10 protein-coding genes are annotated in these 15,899 nt (G+C 47.4%); 5 read left to right on the top strand and 5 right to left on the bottom strand.

The window, feature by feature from the left end; all coding sequences use genetic code 11:
- Positions 1-7: 7 nt before the first annotated feature.
- Both psaB and psaA read right to left on the bottom strand, forming a co-directional pair.
- Positions 8-2,236 (bottom strand): photosystem I core protein PsaB, encoded by a 2,229-nt coding sequence (gene psaB, locus NIES593_RS13870; RefSeq protein ID WP_073600148.1) that lies wholly within the window; start codon positions 2,234-2,236, stop codon positions 8-10.
- A 305-nt stretch (positions 2,237-2,541) separates the two neighbouring features.
- Positions 2,542-4,791, bottom strand: coding sequence for a photosystem I core protein PsaA (gene psaA, locus NIES593_RS13865; RefSeq protein WP_073600147.1), 2,250 nt, complete (start codon positions 4,789-4,791; stop codon positions 2,542-2,544).
- Between the two features lie 463 nt (positions 4,792-5,254).
- On the opposite strand from psaA, the gene NIES593_RS13860 reads away from it, so the two are divergent.
- The 4 genes from NIES593_RS13860 (at position 5,255) to NIES593_RS13845 (ending at position 8,928) form a co-directional block, all read left to right on the top strand.
- Positions 5,255-6,688, top strand: a complete 1,434-nt coding sequence (locus NIES593_RS13860; protein ID WP_245817501.1) for a hypothetical protein — start codon at positions 5,255-5,257, stop codon at positions 6,686-6,688.
- A gap of 144 nt (positions 6,689-6,832) precedes the next feature.
- Positions 6,833-7,261, top strand: a complete 429-nt coding sequence (locus tag NIES593_RS13855; RefSeq protein WP_073600145.1) for a hypothetical protein — start codon at positions 6,833-6,835, stop codon at positions 7,259-7,261.
- Positions 7,262-7,606: 345 nt separating this feature from the next.
- Positions 7,607-8,281, top strand: a complete 675-nt coding sequence (locus NIES593_RS13850) for a ParA family protein (protein WP_073600144.1) — start codon at positions 7,607-7,609, stop codon at positions 8,279-8,281.
- Positions 8,278-8,928, top strand: a complete 651-nt coding sequence (locus tag NIES593_RS13845) for a hypothetical protein (RefSeq protein WP_073600143.1) — start codon at positions 8,278-8,280, stop codon at positions 8,926-8,928. The genes NIES593_RS13850 and NIES593_RS13845 overlap by 4 nt, the downstream gene beginning before the upstream one ends.
- 166 nt (positions 8,929-9,094) lie before the next feature.
- Here the strand turns inward: NIES593_RS13845 and NIES593_RS13840 are convergent, their stop codons facing one another.
- On the bottom strand, positions 9,095-10,084 hold the full coding sequence (locus NIES593_RS13840; RefSeq protein ID WP_073600142.1) for a glycosyltransferase family 2 protein: 990 nt from the start codon (positions 10,082-10,084) through the stop codon (positions 9,095-9,097).
- Positions 10,085-10,420: 336 nt separating this feature from the next.
- Here NIES593_RS13840 and NIES593_RS13835 point away from each other — a divergent pair, with 336 nt between their 5' ends.
- The gene (locus NIES593_RS13835) at positions 10,421-11,842 is read left to right on the top strand and encodes an LCP family protein (protein WP_073600141.1); all 1,422 of its coding nucleotides are present in this window, start codon (positions 10,421-10,423) and stop codon (positions 11,840-11,842) included.
- A 49-nt stretch (positions 11,843-11,891) separates the two neighbouring features.
- Here the strand turns inward: NIES593_RS13835 and NIES593_RS13830 are convergent, their stop codons facing one another.
- Both NIES593_RS13830 and NIES593_RS13825 read right to left on the bottom strand, forming a co-directional pair.
- The gene (locus tag NIES593_RS13830) at positions 11,892-13,241 is read right to left on the bottom strand and encodes an efflux RND transporter periplasmic adaptor subunit (RefSeq protein ID WP_073600140.1); all 1,350 of its coding nucleotides are present in this window, start codon (positions 13,239-13,241) and stop codon (positions 11,892-11,894) included.
- A 277-nt stretch (positions 13,242-13,518) separates the two neighbouring features.
- Positions 13,519-15,858, bottom strand: a complete 2,340-nt coding sequence (locus tag NIES593_RS13825) for an ABC transporter permease (RefSeq protein WP_073600139.1) — start codon at positions 15,856-15,858, stop codon at positions 13,519-13,521.
- Positions 15,859-15,899 lie beyond the last annotated feature (41 nt).

Below are 15,899 nucleotides of genomic sequence, written 5' to 3'. Positions count from 1 at the left end.
GCGTTCTTTAACCGAACTTACCAGCAGTTGAGGCAATCAGGAAGGCTGCATAGGTCAGGACATAGCCAACCGTGAAGTGAGCTAGACCGACCAAGCGAGCTTGAACGATAGACAAGGCGACGGGCTTATCCTTCCAACGAACTAGGTTCGCCAAAGGAGTACGCTCGTGTGCCCAGACAATCGTTTCGATTAACTCTTGCCAGTAGCCGCGCCAAGAGATGAGGAACATGAAACCCGTTGCCCAAACGAGGTGTCCGAAGAGGAACATCCAAGCCCAGACAGACAGGTTGTTCACGCCGTAGGGATTGTAACCGTTGATTAGCTGAGCGGAGTTAGCCCAGAGATAATCGCGGAACCAACCCATCAGGTAAGTCGAGTTTTCGTTGAACTGAGCAACGTTACCTTGCCATACGCACAGATGCTTCCAGTGCCAGTAGAAGGTTAACCAGCCTAGCGTGTTGAGCGTCCAGAACAAGGCGAGGTAAAAAGCATCCCAAGCGGAGATATCGCAAGTACCGCCACGACCGGGACCGTCGCAAGGGAAGGAATAACCGAAGTCCTTCTTGTCGGGCATTAGCTTGCTACCGCGAGCATCCAATGCACCTTTGACGAGAATCAGAGTAGTGGTGTGCAGACCGAGCGCGATCGCGTGGTGTACGAGGAAATCTCCGGGTCCGATGGTCAAGAACAGGGAGTTAGTCCCGCTGTTGATCGCATCTAACCAGCCGGGCAGCCAAACGTTGCCGTAGTTGGGATAAGCCGTGTAAGCGATGCTGTCTGGATTGGATAGTAGGGTGTTGAATCCATACAAAGCCTTTCCATGAGCAGCTTGAATCCACTGAGCAAACACGGGTTCGATCAGGATTTGCTTTTCCGGGGTTCCAAAAGCAACGACTACGTCGTTGTGGACATATAGACCCAGGGTATGGAAGCCGAGGAAAAGCGATACCCAGCTCAAGTGGGAAATAATCGCTTCCTTGTGAGCCAATATCCGCGCCAACACGTTGTTCTTATTGGCTTCGGGATCGTAGTCGCGTACCCAGAAGATAGCACCGTGAGCGAATGCTCCCGTGATCAAGAAGCCAGCAATGTACTGGTGATGGGTGTACAGAGCAGCCTGGGTAGTGTAATCCTTAGCCAAGAAGGCATAGGGAGGCATCGAGTACATGTGCTGGGCTACCAGGGAAGTAATGGTGCCAAGGCTAGCCAATGCTAAGCCAAGCTGGAAGTGCAGGGAGTTGTTAATGGTGTCGTACAATCCCTTATGCCCTTCGCCCAACAGCCCGCCAAAGGGAGTTCCTGAAGGAGGATTATGAGCGTTCAGGATTTCCTTGATGCTGTGACCGATCCCCCAGTTGGTGCGGTACATGTGTCCGGCAATGATGAAGATGACCGCGATCGCCAGGTGGTGATGCGCCATATCCGTCAGCCAGAGCGACTCGGTTTGAGGATGGAATCCACCTAAAAAGGTCAGAATTGCCGTTCCTGCCCCCTCAGAAGTTCCAAATACGTGGTTAGCCGTATCCGGGTTCTGAGCGTAGACCCCCCAATTCCCGGTGAAGAAAGGCAGTAAACCTGCTGGGTGGGGCGCGGTAGACAGGAAGTTATCCCAACCGACGTGCTGTCCTCTCGATTCGGGAATCGCAACGTGAACGAGGTGCCCCGTCCAAGCCAAGGAGCTAACGCCAAACAGACCAGCCAGGTGGTGGTTCAGGCGAGACTCAGCATTCTTGAACCAAGATAGGCTCGGACGGAACTTGGGTTGCAAGTGCAGCCAGCCGGCGAACAAGAACAGGGCTGATAGGATTAACAGGAATATCGATCCCTGATATAGGTCGCCATTCGTTCTCATCCCGATGGTATAGAACCAGTGATATACCCCAGAGTAAGAGATATCAACTGGGTAGGAAGCACCGCCTTGGGTGAAAGCATCGACGGCTGCTTTACCAAATTGGGGGTCCCAAATCGCGTGAGCGATGGGACGGACATTCAGGGGATCTTTGATCCACTGCTCGAAGTTACCTTGCCAGGCTACGTGGAAAATGGTGCCGGAAGTCCACAGAAAGATGATAGCAATGTGACCGAAGTGGGAGGCAAAAATCTTTTGATAAAGATTTTCCTCGGTCATGCCATCGTGACTTTCAAAGTCGTGGGCTGTGGCAATCCCATACCAGATTCGACGGGTCGTCGGGTCTTGTTGTAGATCCTGGCTAAATTTTGGAAATTTAGTTGCCATAGCTTTTTAGGAAATTCTCCTCTCTAAATAATGAGGGCCAGTGCAGAATTGCTGCTCATTTCCTGTTTTAGTTATCTACTGTAACCGAAGTCACGGTAGATGGAAAGTTAAAAACGGTTTCAAAAACGGGCAGTCTAACCCAACCTTCATGCCGTTTTTCTTTATAAATTGAGAGCATTTGCTGGCTACTTGCTTAGTAGCGGAGTGTAAGCTGTCAATCGCTGCGGAAAAGTTTTTTTAAGCCCTCCCAACAGGATTGACAAGCTTATTGCAGGGTTGAGCTTATTACAGTTGAGCTTATTACATTAGAAAGAAAGGGTTCTGGCGTGGAAGAACGCCCAAGTCGTCACGATTCCACCGAGTAGATAGTGGGCTACTCCAACAGCCCGTCCCTGAATGATGCTCAGAGCGCGAGGCTGAATAGCTGGGGCGACTTTTAGCTTGTTGTGCGCCCAGACGATCGATTCGATTAGCTCTTGCCAGTAGCCGCGTCCGCTGAAGAGGAACATCAAGCTAAAGGCGAAGACGAAGTGACCGGCTAGGAACATAATGCCATAAGCCGAAAGCGCCGAACCGTAGGAGTTGATGACTTGTGCTGCTTGCGCCCATAGGAAGTCGCGCAGCCAGCCGTTGATGGTAATCGCGCCTTGCGCCCAGTTCCCCAAGGTAATGTGAGTAACTGTGCCGTCTGGTGCAACGGTTCCCCAAACATCCGACTGCATTTTCCAGCTAAAGTGGAAAATTACGATCGACAGGGAGTTGTACATCCAGAACAAGCCCAAGAAAACGTGATCCCAACCCGATACTTGGCAAGTACCGCCACGACCGGGACCGTCGCAGGGGAAGCGGAAGCCTAATTCGGACTTGTCTGGAATTAGGCGAGAGCTGCGAGCATAGAGCACGCCCTTGAGCAGGATCAGCACGGTAACGTGGATGGTGAAAGCATGAATGTGATGGACTAGGAAGTCAGCCGTACCCAGTGCGATGGGCATCATCGCCACTTTACCGCCTACCGCGACAACATCTCCACCAAATGCGTAGCTAGCAGGCGCTAAAGCGTTGGGAGCGGTGTTGCCAGGAGCCAGCGCGTGAATGTTTTGTACCCACTGGGCAAAAATAGGCTGTAGCTGAATTCCCGTATCGGAGAACATGTCCTGAGGACGACCAAACGCCCGCATCGTGTCGTTGTGGACGTAGAGACCGAAGCTATGGAAGCCCAGGAAGATACATACCCAGTTTAAGTGGGAGATAATAGCATCTCTGTGACGGATGACGCGATCGAGCAGGTTATCTACGTTCTTGGCAGGGTCGTAATCCCGCACCATGAAGATCGCGGCGTGAGCGCCAGCTCCGACGATCAGGAATCCGCCAATCCATACGTGGTGAGTAAAACAGGCTAGCTGAGTAGCATAGTCGATCGCCATGTAAGGATAGGGAGGCATGGCATACATGTGGTGAGCCACGATGATGCTAAGCGATCCCAGCAGGGCGAGGTTGATAGCTAATTGAGCGTGCCAAGAAGTGGTCAGAATTTCATAGAGACCCTTGTGACCTTCACCAGTGAACGGACCTTTATGAGCCTCTAGGATTTCCTTCATGCTGTGACCGATCCCCCAGTTGGTACGGTACATGTGACCGGCAATGATAAACAGCACCGCGATCGCTAAGTGATGGTGCGCCGTATCCGACAGCCACAAGCCACCCGTAACCGGATTCAAACCGCCTTTGAAGGTGAGGAAATCCGAGTAGACTCCCCAGTTCAAGGTAAAGAAAGGTTTGATTCCTTGGGCAAAACTGGGGTATAGCTCCGCCATCTTGCTTGGATCGAGGATAAACTCGTGAGGCAAGGGGATATCTTTTGGAGCTACACCAGCATCCAAGAGCTTGTTAATAGGCAGAGAAACGTGGATCTGGTGACCTGCCCAAGCTAAGGAGCCTAATCCCAGCAAACCAGCTAAGTGGTGGTTCATCATCGACTCTACGTTTTGGAACCACTCCAGTTTTGGCGCTCTCACGTGATAGTGGAACCAACCTGCAAATAGCATTAGAGCAGCCATTACCAAGCCGCCAATCGCCGTGCAGTAAAGCTGGTAGTTGTTGGTAAAACCGGCAGCTCTCCAGAGGTAGAAAAATCCAGAAGTAATCTGGATGCCGCTGAAGCCGCCGCCTACGTCAGCATTCAAAATTCCTTGACCGACGATGGGCCAAACCACTTGAGCGCTAGGCTTAATCGTGGTCGGATCGGTCAGCCAAGCTTCGTAGTTAGAAAAACGAGCGCCATGGAAATACATGCCGCTCAGCCAGACGAAAATCACTGCTAAGTGACCGAAGTGCGCGCTGAAGATTTTCCGCGAAATATCTTCTAGGTCGCTGGTCTGGCTGTCAAAATCATGGGCGTTGGCGTGAAGGTTCCAAATCCAGGTAGTGGTTTTGGGACCTCTAGCCAGAGTACGGTCGAAGTGACCGGGTTTGCCCCACTTCTCGAACGATGTAGGAACCGGATTATTATCGACTCTTACCCTGACTTTCGCCTCTCTCTCCGGACTAATTGTCATGAGGGTTCTCCTCTCTCGACAATGAACTTTAAAGGTTTTCTCTTGATGAATAGTGTAATAGAAGAACAGCAAATGTGGGATTTACTGCTTTTCAATTTTGCTTAAGATGCCTGTTTTAAAAAGCTTCCAGGCAAAAGCATCAATAGATGATGATAAGTCTTTCTACTCTGCTGTGTTGGCAGGACTTAACAATAATTAAAATTTGCTCAATTGTCGCTCTCATGATATTTGTCAGCAAAACTTGTCCGACCAAAAGTCAAGGGCATCGGACTTTTTCTTTACAAAAAGCAATAATTTATTAAGGTCGTACTCAATTCCGGAAAATTACCACTAAGAACCGCTCCAAATTCAGCTATATTGCCATATAGATAGCTTCAGCATTCTTAATAAAATAATTAAGTAAGATTAATCGATTCAAGGGTTATTAAGAGGGGTTAGCGTGTTGGTTTTTATGTATCGATTTTTGCCTATAAAATCCATTTGTTTGTGTGCATTCTTAATTCTACTAAGTTTAGGTTTGGTGAGTTGTGGCGATCGCATCGAAGTTTCACCGCTATCCAGCCCAGAGCCACCTTCTGTGTCGATAAGTGCGGGCAAACTGTCAGAAGTAGCCCCTCCAGCGGTTATTCGGCAGCTAAACCAAACCCTAGAACAATATCAACCACAAGTTGCTATTCTCAGCCCACCAAGGGATAGTATTTTCCAGGAAACAACCGTCGCAGTTAAACTTCAAGTGCGAGACCTACCCATCTTTAAAGATCCCGATCTTGAAATGGGACCCCACCTCAAGCTGATTCTCGACAACGAACCCGCGCGAGAAATCTACGACATCGATAAACCCGTTACTTTAGAAAACCTAGCCCCCGGAACCCATACCCTAAGAGTATTTGCCTCTCGTCCCTGGCACGAAAGCTTTAAAAATGAAGGCGCATACGCTCAAACGACTTTCCATATCCTTACAAAAACAGATACCAATGCTCCCGATCCTTCCCTTCCTCTATTGACCTATAGCCGTCCGCAGGGGAGTTATGGCGCCGAGCCAATCCTAGTCGATTTTTACTTAACTAACGCTCCGCTACGTCTAGTAGCAAAAGAAAACTCCGAAATTGCCGACTGGCGGATTCGAGTTACCATTAACGGTCAAAGCTTCGTCCTCGATAACTGGCAACCCGTTTACTTAACGGGTTTTGAGAAAGGGAACAACTGGGTTCAGCTAGAATTTCTCGATCGCGCTGGCAATCGAGTTGATAACGTTTTCAACACGACAGTCAGGCTAATTGAATACAATCCAAAAGGTCAAGATCCCCTCTCCAAATTAATGCGCGGAGAATTAGCGACTGAATATGCTCGCAGTATCGTCGATCCTACCTACAAAGCCAAATTAACGCCTACGCCTTCTCCAACGCCAACGCCAACCCCACAAGAAGCGCCTACTGCACGACCAGAAGTTCCTGTCGAACAACCCACTCCAACCCCACAAGAAACGCCTACTCCAATAGAAAAACCGACTGCACCTGAAATAGAAGTCACCTCACAGCCGCCAGTAGAGACGAGTGAGCCTCTATTATCCGAACCGAAGAAAACTCCAACCAAAGAATCGGTCGAACCAACTGAAACTATAGCACCACAACCAGAAACTTCAACGGCACCAACCCCGGCGGCTCCTTCTGAGGAATCGCTGCCAACTAACACGGAAGCGGCGCCAGCAACAAAAACCCCGTCTGCGAACCAAGCCTCTCGCTTAGAAAAACCGCAATGGTTAGATCGCGTTCTCAGTCGTTTCCAAACAACAAAAACCGATCCCAATTCCTCGCCTTTGTCAGAGCGATCGCCGACCGCTTCCTCAGAATCCAATATGCAATCTGAATTAGCGCAACCCCAATCAGAGTCTATATAAAAGTGCTTTACTCTGGAATCGAGTTGATTTACTGAAAATTAGCAATTCTTAAATCGATCCTGAAAATTTTTGCGGCTACCGCCAAATCTAGCTAAACTTTTAAAGGTTTAAAAACAATTTTTTTTAGAATCAAGTGAGGTAATTATGTTACAGCAAAATTCTCACGCATTAACTGGAATACTGATATTAGCCTCTTTATCAGCAGTTGCAGCTACTCCTGCGATCGCAGAACCCACACAAACCTCACAAACCCTCATTAGTCAGGCTTTAGGACACGATACTTATGAAGGGGGAGAAGGGCAGATGAGCTTCTCCGACTACGTACTCGGTCGCGTTAGAGGAAGAACTGGCAATTACTTATCGATTGAGCTAATGAATATGGAGGGAACTGAAGCAAAAGAGGGAAATGGCAGAGTCATCATGGAAGGTTCGGCTAATCCTGGCGACAACGTTCTCTTGACAGAAGAAGATGGCGAGTACGAGTTTGTTGGTCCCGCTCATCCAGCCTGGATTACAGAATTACAGGAAGACTATAAATGGAATATGTCGGCAGAAATGAAAAAAACTCCCTAAAAACTGAGATCTTGCATCATTAATCTCAATCGATTTTAATCGAGTTGAGCTTTGAGCCTAGAACTAAAGTTCTAGGCGTTGATGCTAAAGGTGCAAGATCTGAGTTTTTTATGAAAAACTAAAATTGCATAGCGTGTCAAACCAATTCGCAATTACCAGTTTGCATCGCTGCTCCTCGCACTCCGCTGCCACTCGTGCAGCGAGGAGGACGAGCAAATTGCGAATTGACAATTGTTTTGGTCAAAGTGTTACAAGCTATTTATTTGCTAACCTAAAGAGAAATAAACATGGTAAGGTGAGGACTATTGATTCAAGCGCCTAAAAGCAGAAAATGCGATCGCGATCGTGAGAAAAAAGAAAGCGTCTTCAAAATCCTCAGATCCAAAAATCAGAATTTTGGCAGTTGTTAACGGAAAAGGGGGCGTTGGCAAAACCACAACAGCCGTCAATTTAGCCGCAATCTTAGCCGAACGAAAGCAGGTATTGCTAGTCGATGCAGATCCCCAAGGATCGGCGACGTGGTGGATAGAACGAAGCGATGCGGAGATAGATTTCGACCTATCCCAAGAAACAGAACCCAAGCTATTAGAAAATTTGCGCCAAATTAGCGATTACGATCTCGTGGTAGTCGATACCCCTCCCGCCTTACGTTCTGAGGCATTGAAAGCAGTTATCGCTTCAGCCGATTATTTGGTGTTGCCGACCCCACCCGCACCGATGGATTTATCCGTTTTAATCGAGACGGTGCAGAAAGCAGTAATGCCCTTAGCAGTCGCCCATCGGGTTTTGTTGACCAAAGTAGACCCTCGCAGCCTGAAAGAAACCTTAGAAGCGCAAAATACCCTATTAGAGTTGGGAATTCCTGCCTGTCACGCCTTCGTTCGCAACTATAAAGCCCACGAACGGGCAGTTTTAGAGGGAATGCCCGTAACCCAGTGGCAGGGAAAAAATGCTCGCGAAGCCGAAGCGGATTATCGCCGCGTGGCAGAAGAACTACAACGAGATTGGAATCAGCTATGACCAAAAAACGTTTATCCGACCTGCTACGAGAAGAACTTAATAATACATCTACTGAGTCAGCAACTACTACAAGTACAAGTTCGCCAAGCGACGATCGAGGCGCTAATGTAACTTTATCTAATTCTAAAACTTCCAAATCATCTTCTAGAACGCGATCGCGAGCGAGAAAAACTATTTCAAATCAGTTGGAAGATAAGGTAAAAGAGTTGACGGCTGCCCTAGAATCTGCCAACCAACACTCTGGTTCTCTTGAGGAGCAAATCGTATCTTTAGAATCGCAATTGGAGACACAAAAAAAATTAGTAGAAACTCTCCAAATTCAATTGGAGAAAACAATTCAGATGGAATTAGAATTAGAAGAAAACAAAAAATTAGTTGAGAAGCTCTACTTTGAATTACAAAAAGCTGAAAGCCTTCAATCGGAATTAGAAGAACAAAAGAAATTAGTACAAGAACTTTCTGCCCAGTTACAACAAGCACAAAACGAACAATCTCTTGAAGCAGCTTCCGATGCCTCTCACTCGACAGAATTACAACTAGCAGCTATTGCCAATTATGCACTTCAACGCCGACCGATTGGACGTTTTATTGCCTCCAATCAACCAACCACTGTTTTATCTAACGAAGATATCGGTTGGTTTGATTAATCTAAGAATCTAGAACTAAAGTTCTAGTCCCAAAGCTCAACTCGATTAAAATCGACTGAAATTCTTATTCAATATTCCTTAGAAGACTTTTTCGCTCGGCCAGGAAATTAATAACAACAGCAGTTGTTGAGAATGGTGCAAGATCTCAGATTAATCGCACTTCGACTTATTCAACAGCTTTTCGGACTTGCTCGGTATAATCTTTAGGGCGCAGTTGTCGAAAACTTTGAAAAGCTATTTGTCGCAAACTGAAAGGGAAATAAGATAAGCATAAACCTAATGTAGCCCGACGAGAACGTCCTAATACTTGATTGGATTGTTGGAGTAATTTTCGTCCTTCTTTAGCGTCTCCATTTTCGATCGCTCTTAACCCTAAATCTAGTTGGGTCTGGGCTAATTTGACAAGGCGCTGTCGTTCTAAGTTTTCATCGGGAAATTGGTAGCTATCGATACAAAATACCTTGGATTTTAAGAAATGAAAATTTTGTTTTAAGCTAGTTTGTCCGCCATGGAAGCGATACTCCATTAAAAATTCTGGTAAAAAATAGCCTTGTTTTCCAGCGATCGCTAATCTAACTAACAGATCGAAATCTTCGCAACCATCGGCTTCGGGACGCATATAATCGACTTCTTGCAAACAAGCGCGACGAAATAGAGTCGAACCGACTTGCAAGCTTTGGTAGTAAAAAGTTTGCCACATCAAATCGGGGATTACTCCCCGTTGCAGTTTATCTTTTCCCCACCTGATAGAATTTTCCTGAGTAGCCGACTCAATTCTTTTGCCATTGCGATCGATAATCCAGTGGTTAGTACAAACAAAATCTACCGAAGGTTCTGAATCTAAAATAGCGACAGTTTTCTCTAAAAACTCAGGAGTCAGCCCATCATCATCATCAAATTTGAGAAAATACTCTCCCTCAGCCACATCGAAACCAGAGCGCATATTTCGGCTTCTGCCAACATTTTCAGGTTGCCTGATATAGCGAATTCTCGAATCGCGCCACTGACTTACTATCTCCGACGTATTATCCGAAGAGCCATCATCGCAGATAATCAGTTCAAAATCGGGATAGGTCTGTTGGAGAACGCTATTAACCGAATAAGTCAGAAAGTCGGCGCGATTGTAAGTAGGAATGCAGACACTAACTTTAGGCATCCAGCAAATTACACAAAACCATAACCTAGAAAATCATTGTATTCCATTAATGATGGACGCGCTTCTCCATTCATTTCGCTTTCCAAAAATCTAGGGTGAAAAATAGTTTTTTTCATACTCAGAATGCGATCGCACAAAAATTCAGGAACACAATGCGTCCCAAGAGTAGTCTAACTAAATGAGTCAACAATCTATAATGACTTATCCGAAAACCAACCTTTGCATGACTAAGATATTAACAAGCTAATGAGCCGAATTGCCTCAGCCAATGGTCATTAGCCAACTTTTAACCGCATACTAAAAGTAACTACTATTTTTTGAGGTGTGAGAGAGTCTGTGTCAGCCCATAATGTCGAGCGACCTGTGAGTGTTCATGGAATTAAAAATGCAAGTGGCAAAAAATTTCGAGCGAGTTGGCTATTAATTGGCTTAGGATTAACTGGTGTAGCATTGCTTTCGGCGACTGCTGGGGCAATTCTGGCTGTCTCTTTATCCTCAACGCCTTTAAAACAAAGCAAACTATCGCCAGAAGAAGCCGCCGTTTTCAACCAAGAGAAAACCATTTCCTACAAAAATTTGAACTTGCCGCAATTAAGTCGCCCGGTCAATATTTTAGTGATGGGGACTAAAGTTCTGACTTCCGATCTAGAAGAACACGAAAAGCCGCAGGAAAATTTAGGATATCACGCGCTCGTTAACTCTTTTAAAGGGCTTTCCGACACCATGCTTTTGCTGCGATTCGATCCCGAAAATGAGAAATTGACCGTACTTTCAATTCCTCGCGATACGCAAGCGCGGATTGAAGGACACGGAGTAAGAAAAATCAATGAAGCGAATTATTATGGCGGTCCCGCTTTGGCAGCAGAGACGGTAAGCGAACTCATGGGAGGAGTTCCGATCGATCGCTATGTGAGAGTTAATATTCAAGGGGTAGAAAAACTCATCGATGCTTTGGGAGGAGTGACGGTTTACGTTCCCAAAGATATGAAATATCAAGACGACAGCCAGCATCTTTATATCAATCTGAAAAAAGGAAAGCAGCACCTCAACGGAGAAAAAGCCGTTCAGTTTTTGCGTTTTCGCTACGACCAATTCGGAGATATTTCGCGAGTGCAGCGCCAGCAAACTTTCATGAGAGCGCTCATCGAGCAAGCACTCAAACCGCAAACGTTGCTGAAGATACCAGACATACTTGGGGTCGTGCAATCCCATATCGATACCAATTTGACCCTAGAGGAACTAGCTGCCCTTGGGGGTTATGCCGCGCAGACAAAGCGATCGAACGTGCAAATGGTTTTGCTACCCGGCGAGTTTAGCGGAGATGGCAGGAAACAAGTGAGCTACTGGCTGCCCAGCAAACGCCGCATCGAGCAAATTGCTACTCAGTATTTCGACCATACCCCTGAGAATGCTAGCGAGTACGGCGAATCTGAAGAAGTCGATCCGACATCCTTGAGAATAGCAATTCAAGATAGCACCGATAATCCAGAGGCAGTACAAACGATGGTTCGCTATCTCAAAGAAGCTGGCTATCGTAGGGTTTACGTCAGCGATCGCTGGCAAGAACCTTTGAAAGTTAGTCGCATCGTTGCTCAAATGGGAGATGATGGCGGTGCCGCAGCCCTTCGCGCTCAATTGGGCTTTGGCGAAGTATTAGTCGAAAGTACAGGTTCTCTAGCCTCCGATATCACCATTCAATTGGGAGAAGACTGGCAACAGCTAGAAAATTCTGATTCCGAGCGATCGGGTAGTCGGTAGTAGTTAATGGTTAGTAGTTGGTTTTACTACAGACTAACTACTAACACGCTCACCGCGATTCTACTCTTTGTCCCTCTTCAATTTGCTCGGTCGGATGGAGAATAATTTTTTCTCCTGCTTGGAGTCCCCGTTTGATTGCTGCCTCAAAGCTACTGCGCTGACTAATTTCTATCTCGCGTTTTCTGGCTCGGTTGTTTTCCACGATAAAAGTACACCAAGCCTTTGAATCCGAGCCATTCTGTCGCCCATCACAGCGAAAAAGCGCACTTAGAGGAACGATTAGTACGTTTTTTCCTTCCCAAACCACAGTTCGCGTCTCTACTCGATAACCATCGCTTAGGGGAATAGAAGGATTGACAAAATCGGCTATGACATTTACCCGTTGTTCTTCAACTCCAAGGGCTGAAACCTTCGTAAAAGCAGATGGTTCTACATAGCGTACTCTAGCCTTTAAAGCTTGCTCTCCTCCCCAATGTTCGATTAGCATCGTTGCCCCAGGTTTCACGTTTACTGCATCGCTAGAGAGCAAATCGACGACGATCTCTAAGTCTTTCGGATTACCTATTTCCAACAGAGGCGTTCCTGCTTCTACATACCTAGCGCTTTCCTGAAGAACTCGCAGGACATAGCCATTAACAGGAGCGCGAATTTCGGTACGTTTGGCTTCATCGGCTAGCTTCTCGAGTTCGGCGCGAACGCCGGCAATGCGAGCATCGTAGACATCGAGCAAATAATCGGGATCTCGTTGTTGTGCTTGCAGAATGGAGAGTTCTTTTTGGGCGGCTGCGACTTCTGCCGCTGCACTGTCAACTTCTCGTTGCGCTGCTTCCAATTCTTTAGCACGAGAGATTTCTAAAAGTTCTGCATTTTCCAACTCTTGACGGGAGATTGCGCCTTGGGCGTGTAATTGTTGGGCGCGATCGCGATCGCGTTTTGCCTGCGCCAGTGTTGCTTCAATTTGCCTTACTTTCGCCTCTGCTACTCTTTCGGCTGCCACTGCCGCTCTGATGCGTGCTTGGGCTTGAGCTAGCGCCGCCGCTTTCGGTCGCAAGGTTGCCACTCCCGCGCGTTCTGCCTGCCATTCCCGCAGCCGTGCTTGAGCTTCTCTGACTTGAGCCGTTAGAGGCAGGGGATCGATTTGGGCAATTAATGCGCCTTTATTGACTTTATACCCTTCTTTGAGGTTAAGGCGAGCCAGCCGCCCTGCCACGGGCGCAGAAACCACGTAATGGTTGCGAATGCGGGTTTCTCCCTCGCCATCTACTGTTACCTGCAAAGAACCGCGCTTGACCGTTGCCATGTCAACCCGAATGGGTGCGGGACGGAACGAGAAAACGACTAAGGTAACGATACCGAGTCCGGCAATCAGGTAAACAAGCTTTTGAGGTAAGTACTTCATAGTTTTCGGGTGGCACTCCCTCTATACTTCCAGCGTAAGCTTGCCAACTGATATTGCCAGCCGATGGTTACAGTTTGTTATGGTTAGGTGGCGAGTTGTTTTTACATTTAATATCAAGTCCAGTTGAAAGACCACAATAACCCGTAGTGCGACCAACAAGAGTCGCAAGCGGGACGTATGCGCTCACGCGCACGCACTAGACTATTATGATTTGAACTTGTCGATACCTATCTTTAGACTCGATACTTTCCTACTCTTTAGTCTTTAAAACAGCAATTCAATCGAGGCGATCGCTCTGTCTGCGAATAATTAACCCAGAAACAAAAGCTGCGACTATAACGATAACAAACGTAAAAGCATAGGTAGATTTCGTAATAATTAAAGGCAGACGATAAAGCTCGGAATCATAGGCAAAAGACATTAAAGCAGCCAATCCATATCCCAATCCAAAACCAAGGGGAATAGCAAGCAACGTGAGAATTGCTTGTTCTCCTAGCAAAATAAAAGCCACCTCAGCGCGAGTAAACCCGATAATGTGCAAACTAGCTAATTCCCGTCCCCGTTCGGAGAGAGCGATTCTTGCCGCATTGTAGACGACGCTAAAGGTAATAATGCAAGCGAAAACGACCAGGACTGAGGTGAATACGCGCAGGTTCCTGGCGCTAATTTCCTTAAAACTTCTAATAGTTGCTTCGCGCGTCGAAAAACTTGCGATCGCGGGAATGCGTTTTAGGCGAGAATAAAGCTGGCTCGCAAGGTACGGATCGACGGATAGATAAGCACCAGAGATAGTTTGTCCTTCTCGCATCAGTCGGTTGAGAGCATCGATATCCATATACGCTTGAATGCCGATAAGTTCGTCCACCAATCCCACCACTGGGACTTGACGCACGGGACGGCTTCCTTCGAGTACCTCGACGGTTAAAGTATCTCCTGGAGTAACGCCGAGGATTTCTGCCAGTTTCGCAGTCAATACCACCCCATCGGGAGGCAGATAAACCGAGTACAAATTCTTGTCGATCAAGCTGCGAAATTCCCCCCTCGGATCGATTCCCGTTAAGGCAGTGCGATAGGTGCGATGCTCGAAACGCAGGCGTGCAGGCACCAGACGAAATGGTTCGGAACGGATGACTCCAGGCAAATGAGCCACTTCGTAACGAGTCCGGGCGGGGCGGGGTTCGTTGAAGACAACGGTTACATCCTCTCGCTGAACGGTGTGGAATTGCACCGTCATCAGATAAGTTATGGCATCTTGGAAATAAAGTCCCGTCACCAAAATCGCCACTGCTACGGCAATCCCTAGCATGGAGAGAAAAGCCTGAATGGGTTTGCGTTCTAAGTTGCGCAGGATAATACGACTTGCAGGCGAAAAAAGACGCTGTAGTCCCAGCCTTTCAATAATTGTCGGTTTAAATCGAGCCGGAGGTTCGGGGCGCATGGCTTCTGCTGGGGGCAAGGAAATTGCCCGCCGTACTGCTACAATTGCACCGATCGCGGCGGCTGTAAAACTGACTAAAATTGCGCTTATCAGTAAATTCGAGCCGACTTCGTAGCGGAAAATGGGAAAGCGGAAAAATTCAGCATAAAGTCGCGTCAGTCCGTTGCCCAACCAAAGACCGACCAATATACCCACGATAGCCCCAACGCTGACAATGGCAAAAACAAATTTTAGATAGTGAATGCCAATGGCGAGATTGCTATAGCCAAAGGCTTTGAGGACAGCAATCTCTTCTCTTTGAGTTCCTACTAGACGAGAGAGGACGACGTGAAGGAGAAAAGCTGCGATCGCTAAAAAAATCGAAGGAACAACAGTGGCGGTGACTTCCAGGCTTCTAATCTCATCAGAAATAATTCTGTTAGACACCCGATCCTTGCGTCCATAAGCCCCCAATCCCCCGTAGCGTTCCAATAAGCGATCCAAGCGATTGATGACCTCAATTTCTCGCGCCCCCGGACTCAAGGAGAGAGTAACATTATTGAATGCCCCATCCAGATCGAAAGCGTTTCCCAATGCTTCTCGTCCCATCCAAATAATTCCGAAGCGCTTGTTATCGGGATACAATTCTCCTGCCCCGCGCACCTCGTAAACGTACTCTGGAGAAAGAGCGATCCCGACAATCCGCAACTTTTGCCAGCGACCGTTAATAATGGCACCAATTGTATCGCCTAAGTTCAATTGGTTGGCTTCGGCAAAGGCTTCGCTGACTAGCACCTCATCCCCTCGCCCCCGCTCAATGTAGCGTCCTTGGCGGATAAACAAGTCGTTGAGCATAGAAACGCGGCGTTCTGGAATTGAAATCAGTCTTCCCGTCGCGGGTTCTTCTAAACCCCGAACGTCGAGGGTGACATCTACGACAATGCGCGTTTGAGTTTGAGCAACTCCTGAAATGTCTGCAATTTGCGTTTTGAGCGTTTCTGGGGCGCGTTTGAGGGAGGCAAAAATTTGGGCAAAATGATAGCGATCGTAGTAGGTGGCTTGAGTCAATTGTAGGGAATGATAGGCACTCATTGCTAGGACAAAGCTAGCGATCCCACAGGCGACAACCAGAGCTATTGCTATAATCTGACCCCGCAAGTGCCAGAGTTCGCGTAGTAGTTTCAGGTCGAGGGCATACATGACCAAGAAATCATTTCGATTTTTTCTCTTGAATTTTAAAA

This window comes from Hydrococcus rivularis NIES-593, from assembly GCF_001904635.1.
Classification (GTDB): Bacteria; Cyanobacteriota; Cyanobacteriia; order Cyanobacteriales; family Microcystaceae; genus Hydrococcus; species Hydrococcus rivularis.
This window is presented reverse-complemented; position numbering and strand designations above follow the sequence as displayed.